Here is a 19,018-nt window from a genome sequence, read left to right as displayed (position 1 = left end):
CTGCATCGGCACGTCCACCGAATGATCGGCCGGATGTGGTAGCGTTCGGAGGATATGGCGGCCGGATCGCCCCGGCGGCGCAGGTGGAAGGGACGAGGGGACCGTGACCACGCACGAGGGGGTCATCGACGAGCAGGCTCTTCTGCGCCTGGCGCGGGAGAAATCGGCCGAGGCGCGGGCGCGCCTGGCGACCACCATCAGCGACCTGTTCCGCGACGAAGCCGATGCCCTGACCGATCGCGAGCGGGCGCTCATGGCCGACATCCTGCGCCGCGTTTTGCGCGATATCGAAATCAGCGTGCGCCGGCAGGTGGCGACGGCCCTGGCCGGCCAGCAGTCCCTGCCCCACGACCTGATGGTGTTCCTGGCCAACGACGAGATCGACGTCGCCTATTCCATCCTGCGCCAGAGCCGCGTGCTGCAGGACGCCGACCTGATCGAGGTCATCCGCAACCGCACGCAGGAACATCAGCTCGCCATCGCCAACCGCTACCACGTCAGCGAGGCCGTGTGCGACGCGCTGGTGCAGACCGGCCAGCACGAGGTCATCCGCGAGCTTCTGCAGAACCCCGACGCCGACATCAGCGGCGCCACCATGGACTACCTTGTGGACCAGTCGCGCCGCGTCGACAGCTTCCACGAGCCCATCCTGCGCCGCGCCGACCTGCCCGAGGACCTGGCCAAGCGCATGTTCCTGTGGGTGTCGGCGGCGCTGCGCACCTACATCGTCGACACCTTCCGCCTGGATGCCGCCGTGGTTGACGACCTGCTGGAGGCGGCGGCGCGGGAGGGCTACGATTCGGTGCGGCGGGAGGCGAGCCGCCGCCCTGCCGAGGCCCTGGCGGAGCGCCTGGCGCGCCACAGCGCCATCACGCCCGAGCTTCTGGTCTCGGCGCTGCATGACGGCGAGGTCAGCCTGTTCGTCAGCCTGATGAGCCGCCTTGCGGAAATGCGCGAACCGCTGGTCAAGCGCATGCTGTTCGAGCCGGGCGGCGAGGGCCTCGCCATCACCTGCCGGGCGCTGGGGTTCGCGCGCAAGGATTTCTCGGTCATCTTCCTGCTGTCGCGCAAGGCGCGGCCCGAGAACACCCGCACCTTCAAGCAGGACCACGAGGCCGCCATGGCCTTCTTCGACCGCATTCAGGCGGCCGCCGCGCAGAAGGTCCTGCGCCAGTGGCAGCGCGATCAGGACTACCTGCGCGCCCTGCGCGACATCGAGACGGGCGCGGCCGTGTCACGATGACCATGTGGGGACGCCAGACAGACCTGGAAGCGCGCCAGCGCCTCTATGACCTGGGGCGTCTGGTGTCGGACTGGATCTGGGAGACCGATCCCGCCGGTCGCTTCACCGTTGTCTCGCAGCGCAGCCTGGACATCCTGGCCGTGCTGCCCGAGGAACTGGCCGGCCGCAGCTTCGCCGATTTCGCCGAGGACCCGGAGACGGTCATGGGCTGGCTGGCCGAGCAGCGGCCGTTCCGCGACCGGCCCTGCATCCTGCGCCGCCGCGGCGGCCGGTTGCGCCACGGGCGGCTGTCCGCCCTGCCCTGGTACGATCCGGCCACCGGCGCCTACCGCGGCATGCGCGGCACCTGCCGCGACGTCACCGAGGAAGTGCTGGCGCACCAGGCGCTGTCGGACCAGCTGGCCTTCCAGCAGAGCCTGCTGGACGCCATCCCGACGCCCATCTTCTACCGCGGCGCGAACGGCAAGTACGGCCTCGTCAACCGGGCCTTCGCCGACATGGTGGGACGTCCGGTGGGCGCTGTCCTGGGGGCGAGCCTGTTCGATCTGTTCCCCACGGCCGTGGCGCAACGGCTGTTCATGGCCGCCAGCCTTCCGCCCTCGGCCGGGGAAGGCGTGCGCCAGCATGTCGACCGTCTGCCGTGGGTGGCTGCCGGGGATGCCGGCGCGGATGACGAGCGCGACGTGGTCATCACGCTGGCCCCGGCCCGCGCGCCCGGCGACACCGCAGCGGGGCTGGTCGGCGTCATCACCGACATCACCGACCGCCGCAGCGTCGAAGCCGACCTGCAGCGCACCGTGGCGGCGCTGGAGGCCAGCGGGCGCGAGATGGAGCAGTTCCTGCACGTCGCCAGCCACGACCTGCAGGAGCCGACGCGCACCGTCGTCAGCTTCTGCCAGCTTTTGGCGCGGTCGCTGGGCGAGGCTGCGACGCCCGCGCAGGCGGACTACATCGACCACGCCGTCGACGGCGCCCACCGGATGCGGGCGGTGGTGGAGGATCTGGGCAGCTACGCGCGCGCCGGCGTCCGCCCGGCGGCTCCGGCCGTGGTCGACTGCGCGCCGCTGGTGGGGGCGGTGCTCCAGGGGCTGCGCGGCCAGGCGGAGGCCGTGGACGCATCGGTGGAGGTGGGCGCCCTGCCGACCGTCTGCGCCGACCGCGCCCAACTGGCGGAGCTGTTCCGCAACCTGCTGGACAACGCGCTGAAGTTCGCCGCGCGCGACCGTGCCACGGTCATCACTGTCGACTGTGTGCCGCCGGGAGCCGACGACCCGCCGGGGCACCGGCGCTTCCGCCTCGCCGACAACGGCATCGGCATCCCGCCCGACCAGCGCGAGCAGGTTTTCGCCCTGTTCCGCCGCCTGCACGGCCACCACGCCTATCCCGGCACCGGCGCCGGCCTGGCGGTGTGCCGACGCATCGTGGAGCGCCACGGCGGCCGCATCTGGATCGACCCTCACACGACGCGCGGCACGGCGGTCCTGTTCACCCTGCCCGAAGCCGACCCGGCGCGCGTCACCTGCGACGTGGACGCGCCGGCCTGGGGAGGCTAGAACCGCAGGGCGTCCCGCCGCGTTGCCGTCCGACGGAGAGCCCCATGCCGCACGCCCTGCACTACACCGGCCAGCCGCTCGACCGCGCCGACCACCTGCGCGAGGAGGACATCCGCACCCTTTTGTCGGGCGAACGCCTGCGGGTGCTGCCGGTCTGGCGCGGGCGCCATGCGGTGGGACCGGACCGCATGCCGCTGTGGCGCACGGCGGCGGAGACGGATGCGGGGGCCGAGGCGCCGGTGTTCCTGGGCCGCGACGCGGCCGGCATCACCTGGGCGACGGAGGACCTGTCCGCCCGGCCGCCGGCCGATCCCGATGACAGGGACCGCGGGCCGGGCCCGCTGGCGGGGCTGGAGGCGAGCGCCCAATGGCTGGACCTGCGCTCCTTCGGCGTCACGCTGCCCGCGGCCCTGGCCGCCACGCTCGCCTATGCGCGCGGCATGATCTTCTGGCACGCGAGCCACCGGTTCTGCGGCCGCTGCGGCGCTCCGACGGAGGTGGGGCGCGGCGGCCACATCCGCCTGTGCACCAATACCGACTGCGCCGCCCCCAGCTTTCCGCGCACCGACCCGGCGGTCATCATGCTGGTGACCGCCGGCGAGCACTGCCTGCTGGGCCGCCAGGCGCAGTGGCCCGAAGGCATGGTCTCCACCCTGGCGGGGTTCGTGGAGCCCGGCGAGACCCTGGAGGAGGCCGTGGCCCGCGAGGTCATGGAGGAGGCCGGCATCCGCGTCGGGGCCGTCACCTATCGGGCCAGCCAGCCGTGGCCCTTCCCGTCGTCCCTGATGCTGGGGTTCTGGGCGACGGCGGAGACCACCGCAATCACGGTGGACGAACGCGAACTGGCCCATGCCGCGTGGTTCCGCCGCGACGAGCTGGCGGCCATGGGCGAGGTGGGCGACGGTGCGCCCGGCTGGAAGCTGCCCCGGCGCGACAGCATCTCGCGCTGGCTGATCGAGACGTGGCGCACGCGGGAAGGCTGATCCGCCCCGAAATTTCCGTTATGCTCCAACGCGGTGACGGAAGGATGGGGGAAAGGCCGTGGCTGAGGAAAAGTGGCACGAGAACGTCATGGTGCGCGTCGGGCTGGGCACCGGCGTGGGCATCGTCGCCCTGCTGGTGCTGCTGAACCTGTTCTACGACGGCGACCGCCTGCCCGAGGGGGCGACCTCCACCGACTACCAGTCGGGCGACTGGGTCAGCCCGGTGCCCGACTCCCTGCGCGGCACCTGGGCCGTTGAGGGCCGGTGCGAGGACGACGACAGCCTGATGGTGATCTTTTCCAACGGCGGCTACCGCTGGCGCAAGTCGCGCACCGACTGGGGGTTCGCCCGCGGCAAGTACCGCTACACGCACCCCAACGCCTATCGCATCGAGTTCCAGTTGCAGCGCTTCCAGCAGCCCAGCGACAACCCCGACGCCGTCATCACCGTTTCCGGTAACGAGATGCGCAAGTACAACCTGATGGGCGGAACCAACGAGACCTTCATCAAGTGTCCTTCGTGAACTTCCTTCTGCGCACGGCCTTCGGGTTCGTGCTGGGCGTGGTGCCCATTCTGATCGTGCTGTCGCTGATCGGCGCGGCGGTGTCCACCGTGCCCTTCGTGGTGGTGCTGTGGCCCATGACGCTGTCGGCCATCGGCCTTTATGTGCTGCTGGCATGGCTGCGGTGGCACCGGCGCCGACGGCGGGAAGAGGCGCAGCGGAAACAGGCCGAGGCGGGCGAATAACACCTCCGTTCGTCGCATCTTCGGGTTCCCATGGTGGATATGTGACACGCCTTTGAGGTATCCTTCCGGCCAAAGACCGTGTCGGGGACGGGCCCCGGCGCCAAGGATGACAGGGACATGAGCGACACCCGCACCGGGACCGGACAGGCCATGCGCGACCCGTCGCGCGCCTTCCTCCTGCGGCTTGTTGAGGCCGCCAAGGAGGGGCAGCGCCTGGGCGATCCGCGCGACGTGGAAACGCTGAAGCGCTGGGTCCGCATCTGCGAGGGCATTCCCGACGGCCCGCTCATGCAGATCGTTCCCACCACCATCCGCGCCCTGTTCGGCCATGCCGACTATGCGCCGGTCCTGCAGGCGACGGGACTGGACCGCAAGCAGCCGCTGCAGCACGAGGCCATTTCGCCCTACGTGGTGGCCTACCGCCGCTACGTCCGCGCCCGGCGCAACACCGGCAATCCTGGCGAGCTGCGCGACACCATCGACACGCTGCGGCGCGAGTTGCGCGACCTGAAGGCCCAGTTCGACGCGGTCTTCGACAACGCCATGAAGCTGGAGGAGGAGCGCGCACGCCTCGCCTCCGAAAACGAGAGCCTGCAGCAGCGCGTGCTGCACGAGCAACTGCGCGCCGACGAGGCCACCCGCGCCCTGACGGAGGCGCGGCAGAAGGCCTTCCGCCTGTTCCGCGTCTACCTGTTCCTGCTGAAGGAAGAGCGCGAGCGCCTGTCCAACGACCCCATGCGCGAGCGCCTGCTGACCGCCGAGGTGGCGGTGGAGACCCACTCCGCCACGCTGGAGGCCCTGGGCATGAAGGACGATGCCGAGGCGCAGGCGCTGGAGATTCTGGGGCAGGACCTGTTCCAGGAATACTTCCGCGAGACCGACAGCCGCCGCGTCCCCGACCCGGAAACGCTTCAGGGTGAGCTGTTCCGCGCCCGCGAACGCGCCGGTTCCGGCCCCTCCGATGGTGGCGCGGCCACCGCCGGAAGCGGCGACGGCGAGGCGCGCCCGCCCTTCCGCCCGCGCGTCGTCAACGACCGCTGAGGCACGATGCCGGCCGGCGTTTTGGCGCCGCCGAACCCGCGCACCGGCGCCGTCCCGCATCGCGACGAAAAACCGGTACCCCGATGCCTTGGAAAGGGCGGAAAACCGCCCGGTAAGCGGGTGATTCCGGCCGATTTTCCTTCACCCCATGGGGCCGTGTGATATACTCGGCGGCCCGCCGTCGATTGCGCGCGGAACCCATTCTTATTGAACCCATTTCCAGGCCTGCTTCCGACATGAAACTGACCATCGAGCGCTCCGTCCTGCTGAAGTCCCTCGGACATGTTCAGAGCGTCGTGGAGCGGCGCAACACCATTCCCATTCTCTCCAACGTCAAGCTGGACGCGACGCCCGACGGCCTGAAGCTGAACGCGACCGACATGGACCTGGAGATCGTGGAAACGGCCGAGGCCCAGGTTCAGGACGCCGGCGCCACCACGGCCCCCGCCCACACGCTGCACGACATCGTCCGCAAGCTGCCCGACGGCAGCCAGATCGAGCTGACCTACAACGCCGAGGACAGCCAGCTGGCCCTGCGGTCGGGCCGCTCGCGCTTTTCGCTGTCGTGCCTGCCGGTGGAGGATTTCCCGGCCATGGTGGGCGGCGAGTTCAGCCACAACTTCGCGGTCTCCGCCGGTGACCTGCGGGCACTGATCGACCGCACCCGGTTCGCCATTTCCACCGAGGAAACGCGGTTCTACCTGAACGGGATCTACCTGCACGCCACCAAGTCCGACGGCGTCGACGTGCTGCGCGCGGTGGCCACCGACGGCCACCGCCTGGCCCGCTTCGAGGTGCCGCTGCCCGAAGGGGCGGGCGGCATGCCGGGCGTCATCGTCCCGCGCAAGACCGTGGGCGAGCTGCGCAAGCTGATAGACGAGACCGGCATGGACGTCTCCATCAGCCTGTCGGAGACCAAGGTCCGCTTCGGCTTCGACGAGGCCACCCTGACGTCCAAGCTGATCGACGGCACCTTCCCCGATTACGAGCGCGTCATCCCCACCGAGAACGATAAGGTGATGGAGGTCGACCGCAAGCTGATCGCCGATGCCGTGGATCGCGTCTCGGCGATTTCGACGGAAAAGAGCCGCGCCATCAAGATCGCCCTGGAAAAGGGCGTGGTGACGCTGTCGGCCTCCAGCCCCGAGGCCGGCTCGGCGGTGGAAGAGGTGGAGGCCAGCTTCGATGCCGGCCCGCTGGAGATCGGCTTCAACTCCCGCTACCTGATGGACATCCTGGGCCAGATCGAGGGCGAGGCCGCCCGGTTCGACATGGCCGATGCCGCCAGCCCGACGGTGATCCGCGAAGTCAGCGACGGCGCGGCGATCTACGTCCTGATGCCCATGCGGGTCTGACGGTTCGGCGTTTGCGTGACGATCCGCGTCTTTTCCTCGCGCCCGGCGACGCGCCCGGTTCCGGCGGCGGCCCATCCGCTTCGCCGGTGGATCGGGAGCGCATCGGCGTGACGCGCCTGACGCTTACCGACTTCCGCTCCTACGCCCGCATGCGCATGGAGGCGGACCTGCGCCCGGTGGTGCTGACCGGCCCCAACGGTGCCGGCAAGACCAACCTGCTGGAGGCGCTGTCGTTCCTGGCGCCCGGCCGGGGCCTGCGGCGGGCGAAGCTGTCGGAGATCACCCGCGAGGGCGCGGCCGGTGGCCCGCTGGGAGCCTGGGCGGTGGCGGCGCGGGTGCACGGGCCGCTGGGCGAGGTGACCATCGGCACGGGGCGCGAGGCCGGCGAATCCGACCGCCGCACCGTCCACATCGACGGCGAGGCGGCGCGCAGCCAGGCGCAACTGGGCGAATTCGTCACGGCGTTGTGGCTGACGCCCGACATGGACCGCCTGTTCCAGGAGGGCGCCACCGCCCGCCGCCGGTTCCTGGACCGCATGGTCTATGGCCTGGACCCGGACCACGCCGGCCGCCTGAACGCCTATGAGACGGCCATGCGCAACCGCAACCGCCTCATGCGCGAGGGCCGCATGGACCGCGCCTGGCTCGACGGGCTGGAAGAGGCCATGGCCGGCCACGGGGTGGCCGTCGCCGCCGCCCGCCGCGACCTGATGCAGCGCCTGGGCGCGGCGCTGGCCGCGGCGGAAGGGCCGTTTCCCCGCGCCGAGGCGGCGCTCGACGGCGTTGTTGAGTCGTGGCTGGATGCCATGCCGGCGCTGGAGGCCGAGGACCGCCTGCGCGCCCTGCTGGCGGGCAACCGCCGGCGCGACGCCGAGGCGGGCGTGACGACCGAGGGCCCGCACCGCACCGACCTGAAGGTGCGCCACGCGGGCAAGAACGTCGCGGCCGAGCGCTGCTCCACCGGCGAGCAGAAGGCCGTGCTGATTTCCCTGGTGCTGGCGCAGGCCAGCGTGCAGGCGGACCTGCGGGGCATGGCCCCGATGCTGCTTCTGGACGAGGTGGCGGCGCATCTGGACGACGCCCGCCGCCGCGCCCTGTTCGACAGGCTGGCCGCGCTGGGCGCGCAGAGCTGGCTGACCGGAACCGATCACGCGCTGTTCGCCGGATTCGGCGAGCGCGCGCAACACTTTACCGTAAGGGACGGGGCCGCCGTGCCCGCGCCCCTGCATTAACTGGATTGAGAGTCCCGATCATGAGCGAGCCTTCGACCGTTCCCGTCTATGACTCCAGCAGCATCAAGGTGCTGAAGGGACTGGAGGCGGTGCGCAAGCGCCCCGGCATGTACATCGGCGACACCGATGACGGCTCGGGCCTGCACCACATGGTCTACGAGGTGGTGGACAACGCCATCGACGAGGCCCTGGCCGGCTGGTGCGACCGATCAGAAGTGATTCTCAACGGCGACGGCTCGGTGACGGTGCGCGACAACGGCCGCGGCATTCCCGTCGACCTTCACAAGGAGGAAGGCGTCTCGGCGGCCGAGGTCATCATGACCCAGCTGCACGCCGGTGGTAAGTTCGACCAGAACAGCTACAAGGTCTCCGGCGGCCTGCACGGTGTGGGCGTTTCGGTGGTGAACGCCCTGTCGGAGTGGTTGGAGCTGCGCATCTGGCGCGACGGCAAGGAATACGTCGCCCGCTTCGAGAACGGCGAGACCGCCCGCCACCTGGAAGAGATCGGCGACGCGCCCTATGACGAGCGGCGCGAAAAGCCCCTGTCGGGCACGGAGATCACCTTCAAGGCCAGCTCCGACATCTTCACCATCACCGACTACGATTTCTCGACGCTGGAGCACCGCCTGCGCGAGCTGGCGTTCCTGAACTCGGGCGTCTACCTGATCCTCAAGGACAAGCGCCACGCCGAGCCCAAGCAGACGGAATTCCACTACGAGGGCGGCATCGAGGCCTTCGTGAAGTACCTGGACCGCGCCAAGCAGCCCCTCCACGAGCCCCCCATCGCGGTGGCCGGCGAAAAGGACGGCGTGTCGGTGGAAGTGGCGCTGGAGTGGACGGACGCCTACCACGAGTCCGTGCTGTGCTTCACCAACAACATCCCGCAGAAGGACGGCGGCACCCACCTGGCCGGCCTGCGCGGCGCCCTGACGCGCACCATCAACGCCTACGCCAACGAATCTGGCCTTTTGAAGAAGGAAAAGGTTCAGCCCAGCGGCGAGGACATGCGCGAGGGCCTGACCTGCGTGCTGTCGGTCAAGGTGCCCGACCCCAAGTTCTCCAGCCAGACCAAGGAGAAGCTGGTCTCCTCCGAGGTCCGGCCGGCGGTGGAGGCCATCGTGGCCGAGCGCATGGCGCAGTGGTTCGAGGAACATCCCAACGAGGCGCGCAAGATCGTCGGCAAGGTGGTGGAGGCCGCCGCCGCCCGCGAGGCCGCCCGCCGCGCCCGCGAACTGACCCGCCGCAAGGGCGCGCTGGACGTCGCCTCCCTCCCCGGCAAGCTGGCCGACTGCCAGAACCGCGATCCGGCGCAGTCCGAACTGTTCATCGTGGAGGGTGACTCGGCCGGTGGTTCCGCCAAGCAGGGCCGCGACCGCGGCTTCCAGGCTATCCTGCCCCTGCGCGGCAAGATCCTGAACGTGGAGCGCGCGCGCTTCGACAAGATGCTCTCCAGCCAGGAAATCGGCACGCTGATCACGGCGCTGGGCACGGGCATCGGGCGCGACGACTTCAACATAGAGAAGCTGCGCTACCACAAGATCATCATCATGACCGACGCCGACGTGGACGGCAGCCACATCCGCACCCTGCTGCTGACCTTCTTCTTCCGCCAGATGCCGGACATCGTGGAGCGCGGCCACCTCTACATCGCCCAGCCGCCGCTGTATCGCGCCAAGCGCGGCAACAGCGAGATCTACCTGAAGGACGACAAGGCGCTGGAGGATCACCTCATCAACATCTCCATCGATGATGCGGTGATGACGCTGAACTCGGGCGCACAGGTGGCCGGCAACGACCTGCGTGCGCTGGTGGAGAAGGCGCGCCAGGTGCGCACGCTGCTGTTCGGCATGACGCGGCGCGTGCCCGTGCGCCTGCTGGAGCAGGTGGCCATCGCCGGCGCCTTCAACCCGGAAACGCTGGCCGACCCCGCCAAGGGGACGGAGGCGGCGGAATACGTCGCCCGCCGCCTGGACCTGCAGGAGGGCGAGCACGACAAGGGCTGGCACGGGCAGGTGCAGGAGGACGGCGCCATCGTCTTCACCCGCACCCTGCGCGGGGTGATGGAAACCCACGTCATCGACGCCCAGGCCGTCCATTCGGCCGAGGCGCGGCGCCTGAACGACATGGCCGAGGAACTGAAGGAGTTCTACTACAAGGTGGCGCGCCTGAGCATCAAGGGCCTGGAGCGCGACATCCGCGGCCCGGTGGGGCTGATGGAAGCCTTCATGGAAGCAGGCCGCAAGGGCACGTCGTTCCAGCGCTACAAGGGCCTGGGCGAGATGAACCCCGGCCAGCTGTGGGAAACCACGCTGGACCCAAACGTCCGCCGCCTGCTGCAGGTCAAGGTCGCCCACGCCGACGAGGCCCAGGAGGTGTTCTCCACCCTGATGGGCGACATCGTGGAGCCGCGGCGCGAGTTCATCCAGGACAACGCGCTGAACGTGACGAACCTGGATGTGTGACAGCGGCCGCCGCTGCTGATCAACGCGTGCAAAGACACATCACCCGCTCCGGCAACGGGGCGGGTGATGTGCTGTGACGGGAGAGGGGCGGTGCCTACCGCACCCCCAGCCTTTCCGCCTGTTCGGCGGCATCCAGGCCCATGACAACGCGCAGGCCGGCGGCTTCGGCCTTGCGGGCGGCTTCGGGGTTCCAGGTGCCGGGCTCCAGCCACAGAACCTTGAGGCCCGTCTTGTCCTTGGCCTCTATGGCGCCCTCGGCGGCGTACATGGCGTCTTCCGGGCCGCCGAAGACCTGGAGCATGTCCACCTTGGACGGAATGTCGGAGATGCGCGCCGGCACCACCTCGTCCACGTGCATCTCGCCGGCCAGCTTGGGGTTGACCGGCACCACGTGGAAGCCCTTGGCCTTCAGGCGCTCGGTGTAGTGGGCGCTCTCCAGGTCGGGGTGGTAGCCCAGCGTGGCGACCTTGAAGACCGACTTCAGCACATCGCGCAGGTAGTCGTCGGGGTAGGCGATCTTGTCGTTGGGATCGGCCGGGATGACGTCGTCGGTATGGCGGAACTCGGTGGTCATGGCAGTCCCTCCCTCGTTGCAAGGAAACGTATCCACACAACGCCCGAGGGTCGCCGGCCTTTGCAAGACGGCCGCACTCGGACCGAGCAAAACGAAACCCGCCGCTGTTGCCAGCCGGCGGGTTTGTGAATTGTGGTGGCGCTGAGGGGAATCGAACCGTCGCCCCGACGGGGCGCCACCCGAAGGGAAGGGGGTCGATCGGCCACCGAGCAAAACGGAACCCGCCGCTGTTGCCAGCCGGCGGGTTTCCGAATTCTGGTGGAGCTGAGGGGAATCGAACCCCTGACCTCTACAATGCCATTGTAGCGCTCTCCCAACTGAGCTACAGCCCCGGATTTTCTCCGATTCGCGGGGGCGAGCGTCGGGAGCGCCCCCGTGAAGTGCGCGGAACATAGGGAAAGCCGCCCGCCGGATCAAGAAAAAAATGCAGCCCATCCGCCCCCTTAGGCGAGATCCCCCCGGGTTGCTGTGCAGGGGCCATTTCTTTGCGCTTTGGATAGAGCCGGCTACGCCTTAATATCGAATTTGAGGGAAATATCCGTCAGAAACCGCCGACGAGAACCGCCGGCCGACGGAGAAGGGGGACAGAACAGTGTCTTCGCTGTTGACCAACACATCATCCATGCAGGCCCTGCGTGTTCTCCAGGGTCTTGATCGCGACGTCGCCGCCACCCAGACGGCGATCGCCACGGGGCTCAAGGTCTCCAACGCCAGGGACAACGCCGCCATCTGGAAGGTGTCGACGGCGTTGCGGTCCGACGTCAGCACGCTGCGCGTGGTGAACGACGGAATCAGCCGCGCCCAGGCGGAACTGGCGACCATCGACTCCGCCTTCAATCAGGTGACCGAACTTCTGGACCGCGCGCGCGCCAAATCGGCACTGCTGGAGCGGCCGGACAACGTGCGCGCCCGCGCCCTGATCTCGTCCGACATCAAGGACCTGATGGATCAGGCCGAGGGCATCCTGGCCGACACGAGCTTCAACGGCGCCACGCTTCTGAACGGAACGGAGCGCCGGGTGATCATCGGCGCCGACGGTGAAACCCTGACCATGGGCGGCACCGAGGTGACGGCCCAGACGCTGGGGCTGGACGCCGTGAAGGCCAAGGCCGACATCGTCGCGCCGCAGGTGACGGCGCCGCCCGACCCCAACGAGAACCCCGACAACGGCCGCGCCACCTTCGGCAACGACGCGCTGAGCGTGGGCGCCGGCCGCACCGGCCCGGGCGGCAGTGACGGCATCAACGGCGCCATCGCGGCCACGGGCGCCGTCAACGTCCTCGACGGCGCCAGCGACTTCGTGAAGATGCTCGCGTACGGCACCCGCTGGGGGGCGGCGGGGTCCGCCGGGCCGGAGCTGACCTACTCGCTGCACAACGGCGCCTCCACCTACAAGGCCGGCTACGGCAACGGCGAGTCGGCCTCCGCCGCCGACCTGAGCACGGCCTACGAAGGCGCCATCCGCGACATCATGGCCTATGCCTCGGGGATCACGGGGATCACCTTCACCGAGGTGACGGAGACGGCGACCCTGGCGGGCGACATGCGGTTCGCCCAGTGGAACGACCCCTCGCCCGACCCCGATACGGCCCATGCCTACCTGCCCGGCGACTATGCCGAGGCGGGCGACATGTGGATTTCCAGCTATGTCACCACGAACTATGCCACGCCCTCGGCCGGCACCTACGCCAACCTGACGATCATCCACGAATTGGGGCACGCGCTGGGACTGAAGCATCCCCACGAGGAAAACATCGACGGCGAGTACAACTACGACGGCGCCGACATCGATCACCTCAAGTACAGCGTGATGAGCTACAAGGACTTCGCCGGCGACACCAACGACGGCTACGGCGCGACCTACTTCCCGACCAGCTTCATGGTGGGCGACATTGCGGCGCTGCAGGCCATCTACGGTGCGGGCGGCGGCAACGGCGGCGACACCACCTATTCCTGGACCGGCGACGCTTTCGAAACCCTGTGGGACAGCGGCGGCACCGACACCATCGACCTGTCCAACAAGACCGCCGCCCTGGACATCGACCTGACGCCCGGCACCTACAGCGACATCGGCACCACCGTCACCTTCGAGGGCACGGTGACCGAGAACGAGACGCTCGGTATCGCCTACGGCACCTACATCGAGAACGTCGTCGGCGGCTCGGGCAATGACACCATCAAGGGCAACGACGTCGACAACGTGTTCACCGGCGGCGCCGGCAACGACACCATGGACGGCGGGGCCGGCATCAACGTGGCCGTGTTCTCTGGCAATGCCGACCAGTACACCATCGCCGACCAGGGTGACGGCACGGTCAAGATTACCGGCGCCGACGGCGTGGACACGCTGAGCAACATCCAGGTGCTGCGCTTCGACGACGGCGATGTGGACGTCAGCGCCCTCATGCCGCCCATCACGGCCGAGGAAGCGGCGGCCGCCGACAATCCCGGCGACTACAGCATCTCGCTGGAACTGGGCCTGCAGGAGATGATCGACGTCGCCATGCAGCGCACCGTCGACGCCGCCACCGACTACGCCAACACCGCGACGCGGCTCGACAGCGTGCTGTCCATGAACGAAACGCTGATGCAGAACCTGATGGAAGGCATTGGTGTGCTGGTCGACACGGACATGGTCGAGGCCTCGGCCCGCAGCCAGGCGCTTCAGGTGCAGCAGCAGCTCGCGCAGCAGAGCCTGTCCATCGCCAACGGTAACGCGCGCTCCATTCTTCAGCTGTTCGGCTGACGGTGCCCGGTCCGACCCTTATGCGCCATGCATGAAAAAAGCCGCCCCCGTCGACGGGGCGGCTTTTTCCTGCGGGCCGGTCGGCGGGCGGTGGCTACTTCAGCGACACCACAAGGTTTTCCGACATGCAGCTTTTCGGCTCCACGGCCAGCAGGCCGACGTTTTCCGCCGAGTAGCTTTCCAGCTGGGTCAGCGACACGCCGTCCTGCATTTCGTCGTACATTTCGGCCGTACGGGCGCAGTAGGAGCCGCGGTCCTTGAGGCTGAGGGCCGAGGCCTGGTTGGCCAGCAGCGTGACGTAGCGGTTGAGCTTGGACGTGCCCTGGCCGCCGTAGGTGCGCTGGAAATAGCCGATCAGCGCGTCGCCGTGGCGCTGCAGGGCGGGGCGGAACTTCAGGACGAATTCGTTGTAGGCGTCCACCGACCCGCAGGTCAGCGAGGCGACCACCATCCAGGTCTGCAGCGACCGGACGTGCAGCGCCGCGGCCTCGTCGCGGTCGGCGCAGGACGAGGCGGCGGCGGGATTGGCGCCGGCGGCGGCGGTCAGCAGGGCGGCCACGGCCACCGCGGCGGCCAGACGGCGCGGACGAAAGGAACGGCGCGGGCTCCTCATGGGTCATCCCCCAGGGCTGTGAGGCTGTCTCTACTCTCTTCGGCCGCTCCGTTCTCCAACGGACCGGCTGTCATGGTGGAAGCTAGCGCGAGACGGGGAAGAAGCCCAGGGCAAAGCGCGCGGGCCGTTCGTTTCGACGACACCGGGAATGACCGTCAGCCCTCGGCGATACGGTTCATGGACCGGGCCAGCTTGATGTCCAGGTCGGTCAGGCCGCCGGCGTCGTGGGTCGACAGGGTGACGTCGACGGTGTTGTAGACGTTGGACCACTCCGGGTGGTGGTCCATCTTTTCCGCCACCAGGGCACAGCGGGTCATGAAGCCGAAGGCCTGGTTGAAGGTCTTGAAGGAGAACCGGCGCCGGATGGCGTCGCGGTTGTCGTCCTGGCTCCAGCCGGGCAGGTCCGCCAGGGCGGCGGCGCGGGCTTCCGGGGTCAATTTCTCGGCCATGGGCGGCTCCTTGACGTTCATTGGCAGACGCGTGCCGGCGGTGCACACTGGGGCGGACCGTTTTCTCCGCCGGCCCGCCTGATGTGAGCCCGCCGCCCGCCGCCATCAACCTCAGCCCGACAGACAGCCAGGAAAACCCATGACCGACTCCGCCGACCGCCGCGCCTGCCATGCTCCCACCATCGGCGACATGGAGGAGATGGCCAACGAGGTGCTCAAGGAACTGCGCGAGACGCCCTTCTCGCAGGTGGTCGACCAGCTGCTGATCCGCGTCATGGACTTCTGCGACGAGGAGATCGAGGCCGAGATGGGCCTGGAAAGCCCGTATGAGCTGCTCGGCCTGTATTCCGGCGTGTCCATGGACAAGCAGAGCCTGTTCGACATGCGCACCCAGCCGGACATGGTGTTCCTCTACCGCCGGCCCATCCTGGACTACTGGTGCGAGACCGGCGAGGACCTGCGGCATGTGGTGCGCCACGTGCTGATCCACGAAATCGGCCACCACCTGGGCTTCTCGGACGAGGACATGGAGGCCATCGAGAACAGTTAGAACAGGCCTGCGCCGGCGCGCGTTGGTCCGGCGGCGCACCCTCAAGCATCCCCGTACCCTGGAACCACTCCCGAAAGGCCCACCGTATGCCCCTGACACCGCTCTCCTGCGACCGGCTCTATACCCCCTGCCCGGAAGACCGCCTGGGCTTCGAGACGACCGAGGAGCTGCCCGACCAGGACGAAACGGTCGGCCAGGACCGCGCGGTGGAGGCGGTGGATTTCGGCATCGGCATCCGCGCCGACGGCTTCAACATTTTCGCCGCCGGGCCCGAGGGCACGGGCAAGACCAGTCTGATCCGCCATTTCATCGGGCGCGCGGCCGCCCAGCAGCCGCGCCCGTCGGACTGGGCCTACGTCCACAATTTCGACGATCCCAACTGCCCGCGCGCGCTGCGCCTGCCGGGCGGCCGGGCGCGCGACTTCCAGCGCGCCATGGACCGGCTGGTGGAGGACATGCAGGCGGCCATCCCCGCGGCGTTCGAGGGCGACGAGTACCGCACCCGCCGCCAGGCCATCGAGGACGAGTTCAAGGAGCGCCAGGAAAAGGCCTTCGGCGAGATCCAGAACAAGGCGCGCGAGAACGGCGTGGCGCTGGTGCGCACGCCGCAGGCGCTGGCGCTGGCGCCCATGAAGGACGGCGAGGTCATCAGCCCTGAGGACTTCAACGAACTGCCCGAGGACGAGCGCAAGCAGCGCAAGGAAACCATGGAGCACCTGCAGGAGGAACTGGAACAGCAGATGCGCCAGCTTCCCCGCTGGGAGCGCGAGCAGCGCGAGAAGGTCCGCGAACTGGATGAGGAGGTGACGGAATACGCCGTCGGCCACCAGATCGACGACCTGAAGGAGCAGTGGAAGGACTGCCCGGCGGTGCTGGACCACCTGGACCGGGTGCGCGGCGCCATTGTCGAGCGGGTCGAGGACTTCCTGCCCGAATCCGAGGAGATGCGCCAGCTTCCCAGCGCCCTGCGCCAGCAGATCGGCGGCCGGAAGGAACTGCGGCTGGACGACTACAAGGTCAACGTGCTGGTGGGCCACGAGAACGGCAACGGGGCGCCGGTGGTGGTGGAGGACCACCCCACCCAGCCCAACGTGATCGGCCGCATCGAGCATCAGCAGCAGTACGGCGCGCTGGTGACCAACTTCACCCTGATCCGCCCCGGCGCCCTGCACCGCGCCAACGGCGGATACCTGGTGATCGACGCGCGCAAGCTGCTCATGCAGCCGTTCGCCTACGAGGACCTGAAGCGGGCCCTGCGCAACAAGGAGGCCCGCATCGAGGCGCCGGGATCGGCCTGGGGCATCTTCACCACCACCTCGCTGGAGCCAGAACCCATCCCGCTGGACATCAAGGTGGTTCTGATCGGCGAGCCGATGGTCTACTACCTGCTCAGCCACCACGATCCCGAGTTCCGCGAGCTGTTCAAGGTGCAGGCGGATTTCGACTTCCGCATGCACCGCACCGATGAAACGGTCGGCAAGCTCGCCAGCCTGCTGGGCACCATGGCCCGGCGCGACGGCCTGAAGCCGTTGCACCGTTCCGCCGTCGCCCGGGCGGTGGAGCAGGCCGCTCGGCTGGCCGACGACAGCGAGCGCCTGACGACGCACATGGGGTCGCTCGGCGACCTGATCCGCGAGGCGGACTACTGGGCCGGCAAGCGCGGGGCAGAGGTCGTGGAGCGCGCCGATGTTCAGCAGGCCATCGACGCCAAGACCCACCGCACCGACCGCGTGCGCGAACATATCCAGGAGGAGATCGCCCGCGGCACCCTGCTGGTCGACACCGACGGCGAGAAGGCCGGTCAGATCAACGGGCTGGCGGTGCTGCAACTGGGCACCTTCGCCTTCGGCCGGCCGTCGCGCATCACCTGCCGCGCCCGCATGGGCCGGGGCGAGGTGCTGGACATCGAGCGCGAGGTGCAGACCGGCGGCGCCCTGCATTCCAAGGGCGTGATGATCCTGTCGGGCTTCCTGGCCGCCCGCTTCGGCCAGTCAGGGCCGCTCAGCCTGAACGCCAGCCTGGTGTTCGAGCAGTCCTACGGCCTGATCGACGGCGACAGCGCGTCCTGCGCCGAGCTGTACGCCCTGCTCTCGACGCTGGCCGAGGCGCCCATCAAGCAGGGGCTGGCGGTGACGGGCTCGGTCAATCAGTTCGGCCAGGTCCAGGCCATCGGCGGCGTGAACGAGAAGGTGGAAGGCTTTTTCGACGTCTGCGCCGCGCGCGGCCTGACCGGCGACCAGGGCGTCCTGATCCCCGCCACCAACGTCAAGCACCTGATGCTGCGCGAAGACGTGCGCGAGGCCTGCGGGCAGGGTCGCTTCCATATCTATGCCGTGGAGACGGTGGACGAAGGCATCGAGATCCTGACCGGCATTCCCGCCGGCGCGCCGTCGGAATCCGGGATCGACGGCGGGGCGGGATGGCCGACCGGTTCGATCAACCGCCGTGTCGCCGCCCGTCTGGCCGCCTGGCGCCGCCGGGCGATGGAGATGATGCGCGCCGGCGGCGGGCCGGGGGGCGGCAACGGCAACGGCGCGGGAGGCGGTCGATGAGCGCGTCCCCGGCAGAGGACACCGGCCCGCGGCCCGAGCGGGGCCGCCGCGCCATCGTCGTGGGGCTGGACGCCTCGCCGCTGTCGGTCTCGGGCCTGCGGATGGCGGCCGTGGTGGCGCGGCGCTGGGGCGTGCGGGTGGAGGCCGTTCATGTGGAGGACGCGGCGGTGGCGCGCCTGTCCTCCCACCCCGGCGTGGTGACGGTTTGCGGCCTGACCGCACGGTCGCGCCCCCTGGCGCTGGCGCCGGAAACCATCACCGCGGCGCTGTCCGCCCAGGCGCGCGCCGCCCGCGACGCCGTGGAGGCCGCCAAGGCCCTGCTGCGGCGCCGGGCCGGCGAGGGCGGCGAGGCGGAACTCGTCTTCCGCAGCCGCCGCGGCGGCGTGACGCGCGAGTTGCGCGCCGTCGCCGACGAGGCGGCGCCGTCCCTGCTGGTGGTGGGCTGGACCGGCCAGAGCCGCGCCCGCTGGCACCGCGCCCACGGCATCCGCCTCGGCTCCACCGCGCGCGCCCTGGTGCAGGACCCTTCGGCCGACCGGGTGCTGGTGGTGCGCGGCGAGTTGGAGGCCGACGCCCCCCTGCTGGTCCCCTTCGACGGCTCCGACGCCGCCCGCCGGGCCCTGGACGCCGCCTGCACCCTGGCCGAGGACGGCCCGGCGGAGCGTGTCGCCGTGCTGGCCTTCGGTGATGCCGACGCGCTGGCGGCAGCGGCGCGCGACATATGCGCGGCGCATGGGACCGTGCCGCGTGTTCAGGCGCTGCCGCCGCTCACCCTGGCGCGGCTGGTCCGGATTGCCGATTTTCCCGAGGCGCTTTTGGTTCTTCCGGCCCAATTGCCCATGACGCTTGGCCTATCGACCCCTGACCTGATTGACCGGCTGGGGTGCTCGGTCCTATTGGTCCGCTGACCGCAGCGAC

Annotated in this window: 16 protein-coding genes and 1 tRNA gene; 13 read left to right on the top strand and 4 right to left on the bottom strand. The window is 69.3% G+C overall.

What is annotated here, in order from left to right; genetic code table 11:
- Nucleotides 1-103 precede the first annotated feature (103 nt).
- The 9 genes from C882_RS04470 to gyrB all read left to right on the top strand — a co-directional run bounded on the left by C882_RS04470 (nucleotide 104) and on the right by gyrB (nucleotide 10,616).
- On the top strand, nucleotides 104-1,243 hold the full coding sequence (locus tag C882_RS04470) for a DUF2336 domain-containing protein (protein ID WP_009539358.1): 1,140 nt from the start codon (nucleotides 104-106) through the stop codon (nucleotides 1,241-1,243).
- On the top strand, nucleotides 1,240-2,796 hold the full coding sequence (locus C882_RS04465; RefSeq protein WP_009539357.1) for a sensor histidine kinase: 1,557 nt from the start codon (nucleotides 1,240-1,242) through the stop codon (nucleotides 2,794-2,796). The genes C882_RS04470 and C882_RS04465 overlap by 4 nt, the downstream gene beginning before the upstream one ends.
- Nucleotides 2,797-2,840: 44 nt before the next feature.
- The gene (gene nudC, locus C882_RS04460) at nucleotides 2,841-3,779 is read left to right on the top strand and encodes an NAD(+) diphosphatase (protein WP_009539356.1); all 939 of its coding nucleotides are present in this window, start codon (nucleotides 2,841-2,843) and stop codon (nucleotides 3,777-3,779) included.
- Nucleotides 3,780-3,837: 58 nt separating this feature from the next.
- A complete protein-coding gene (locus C882_RS22945) occupies nucleotides 3,838-4,302 on the top strand; it encodes a hypothetical protein (protein ID WP_009539355.1) in 465 nt (154 codons plus the stop codon).
- Nucleotides 4,290-4,526, top strand: coding sequence for a hypothetical protein (locus C882_RS04450; RefSeq protein ID WP_009539354.1), 237 nt, complete (start codon nucleotides 4,290-4,292; stop codon nucleotides 4,524-4,526). The genes C882_RS22945 and C882_RS04450 overlap by 13 nt, the downstream gene beginning before the upstream one ends.
- A gap of 117 nt (nucleotides 4,527-4,643) precedes the next feature.
- The gene (locus tag C882_RS04445) at nucleotides 4,644-5,567 is read left to right on the top strand and encodes a hypothetical protein (RefSeq protein WP_009539353.1); all 924 of its coding nucleotides are present in this window, start codon (nucleotides 4,644-4,646) and stop codon (nucleotides 5,565-5,567) included.
- A gap of 236 nt (nucleotides 5,568-5,803) precedes the next feature.
- On the top strand, nucleotides 5,804-6,922 hold the full coding sequence (gene dnaN, locus C882_RS04440) for a DNA polymerase III subunit beta (RefSeq protein ID WP_009539352.1): 1,119 nt from the start codon (nucleotides 5,804-5,806) through the stop codon (nucleotides 6,920-6,922).
- A 107-nt stretch (nucleotides 6,923-7,029) separates the two neighbouring features.
- Nucleotides 7,030-8,154, top strand: coding sequence for a DNA replication/repair protein RecF (gene recF, locus C882_RS04435; protein ID WP_201448334.1), 1,125 nt, complete (start codon nucleotides 7,030-7,032; stop codon nucleotides 8,152-8,154).
- A 20-nt stretch (nucleotides 8,155-8,174) separates the two neighbouring features.
- Complete coding sequence (gene gyrB, locus C882_RS04430) at nucleotides 8,175-10,616, top strand: DNA topoisomerase (ATP-hydrolyzing) subunit B (protein ID WP_009539350.1); 2,442 nt, start codon at nucleotides 8,175-8,177, stop codon at nucleotides 10,614-10,616.
- Between the two features lie 94 nt (nucleotides 10,617-10,710).
- On the opposite strand, the gene C882_RS04425 is transcribed toward gyrB, so the two are convergent.
- Together C882_RS04425 and C882_RS04420 are read right to left on the bottom strand one after the other, a co-directional pair.
- The gene (locus C882_RS04425; protein ID WP_009539349.1) at nucleotides 10,711-11,190 is read right to left on the bottom strand and encodes a CoA-binding protein; all 480 of its coding nucleotides are present in this window, start codon (nucleotides 11,188-11,190) and stop codon (nucleotides 10,711-10,713) included.
- A gap of 256 nt (nucleotides 11,191-11,446) precedes the next feature.
- Nucleotides 11,447-11,522, bottom strand: a tRNA-Ala gene (locus C882_RS04420).
- A gap of 272 nt (nucleotides 11,523-11,794) precedes the next feature.
- Here C882_RS04420 and C882_RS22940 point away from each other — a divergent pair.
- Nucleotides 11,795-13,936 (top strand): flagellin N-terminal helical domain-containing protein, encoded by a 2,142-nt coding sequence (locus tag C882_RS22940; RefSeq protein ID WP_152415196.1) that lies wholly within the window; start codon nucleotides 11,795-11,797, stop codon nucleotides 13,934-13,936.
- 94 nt (nucleotides 13,937-14,030) lie between these two features.
- On the opposite strand, the gene C882_RS04410 is transcribed toward C882_RS22940, so the two are convergent.
- Complete coding sequence (locus C882_RS04410) at nucleotides 14,031-14,549, bottom strand: hypothetical protein (protein WP_043643590.1); 519 nt, start codon at nucleotides 14,547-14,549, stop codon at nucleotides 14,031-14,033.
- Between the two features lie 155 nt (nucleotides 14,550-14,704).
- Complete coding sequence (locus tag C882_RS04405) at nucleotides 14,705-14,998, bottom strand: 4a-hydroxytetrahydrobiopterin dehydratase (protein ID WP_043643589.1); 294 nt, start codon at nucleotides 14,996-14,998, stop codon at nucleotides 14,705-14,707.
- A gap of 139 nt (nucleotides 14,999-15,137) precedes the next feature.
- On the opposite strand from C882_RS04405, the gene C882_RS04400 reads away from it, so the two are divergent.
- The 3 genes from C882_RS04400 (at nucleotide 15,138) to C882_RS04390 (ending at nucleotide 19,008) form a co-directional block, all read left to right on the top strand.
- Nucleotides 15,138-15,548 carry a metallopeptidase family protein gene (locus C882_RS04400; RefSeq protein ID WP_009539345.1) on the top strand — a complete coding sequence of 137 codons (411 nt, stop codon included), beginning with the start codon at nucleotides 15,138-15,140 and terminating at the stop codon, nucleotides 15,546-15,548.
- An 86-nt stretch (nucleotides 15,549-15,634) separates the two neighbouring features.
- On the top strand, nucleotides 15,635-18,100 hold the full coding sequence (locus C882_RS04395; RefSeq protein WP_009539344.1) for a Lon protease family protein: 2,466 nt from the start codon (nucleotides 15,635-15,637) through the stop codon (nucleotides 18,098-18,100).
- Nucleotides 18,097-19,008 (top strand): universal stress protein, encoded by a 912-nt coding sequence (locus C882_RS04390; RefSeq protein ID WP_009539343.1) that lies wholly within the window; start codon nucleotides 18,097-18,099, stop codon nucleotides 19,006-19,008. Before C882_RS04395 ends, C882_RS04390 begins: the two co-directional genes overlap by 4 nt.
- Nucleotides 19,009-19,018 lie beyond the last annotated feature (10 nt).

The organism is Caenispirillum salinarum AK4, from assembly GCF_000315795.1.
In the GTDB taxonomy this organism is placed as follows: Bacteria; Pseudomonadota; Alphaproteobacteria; order Rhodospirillales; family Rhodospirillaceae; genus Caenispirillum; species Caenispirillum salinarum.
Note: the sequence above shows the minus strand (reverse complement) of the source record. Positions and strands in the feature narration are given on the sequence as shown.

Bases quoted from the DNA above. Each gene is read 5' to 3' on its own strand.
- gyrB (WP_009539350.1), top strand. From the start codon at position 8,175: ATGAGCGAGCCTTCGACCGTTCCCGTCTATGACTCCAGCAGCATCAAG.
- C882_RS04395 (WP_009539344.1), top strand. From the start codon at position 15,635: ATGCCCCTGACACCGCTCTCCTGCGACCGGCTCTATACCCCCTGCCCG.
- C882_RS04410 (WP_043643590.1), bottom strand. From the start codon at position 14,549: ATGAGGAGCCCGCGCCGTTCCTTTCGTCCGCGCCGTCTGGCCGCCGCG.
- C882_RS04465 (WP_009539357.1), top strand. From the start codon at position 1,240: ATGACCATGTGGGGACGCCAGACAGACCTGGAAGCGCGCCAGCGCCTC.
- C882_RS04445 (WP_009539353.1), top strand. From the start codon at position 4,644: ATGAGCGACACCCGCACCGGGACCGGACAGGCCATGCGCGACCCGTCG.
- nudC (WP_009539356.1), top strand. From the start codon at position 2,841: ATGCCGCACGCCCTGCACTACACCGGCCAGCCGCTCGACCGCGCCGAC.
- C882_RS04390 (WP_009539343.1), top strand. From the start codon at position 18,097: ATGAGCGCGTCCCCGGCAGAGGACACCGGCCCGCGGCCCGAGCGGGGC.
- C882_RS04425 (WP_009539349.1), bottom strand. From the start codon at position 11,190: ATGACCACCGAGTTCCGCCATACCGACGACGTCATCCCGGCCGATCCC.
- C882_RS04405 (WP_043643589.1), bottom strand. From the start codon at position 14,998: ATGGCCGAGAAATTGACCCCGGAAGCCCGCGCCGCCGCCCTGGCGGAC.
- dnaN (WP_009539352.1), top strand. From the start codon at position 5,804: ATGAAACTGACCATCGAGCGCTCCGTCCTGCTGAAGTCCCTCGGACAT.
- C882_RS04400 (WP_009539345.1), top strand. From the start codon at position 15,138: ATGACCGACTCCGCCGACCGCCGCGCCTGCCATGCTCCCACCATCGGC.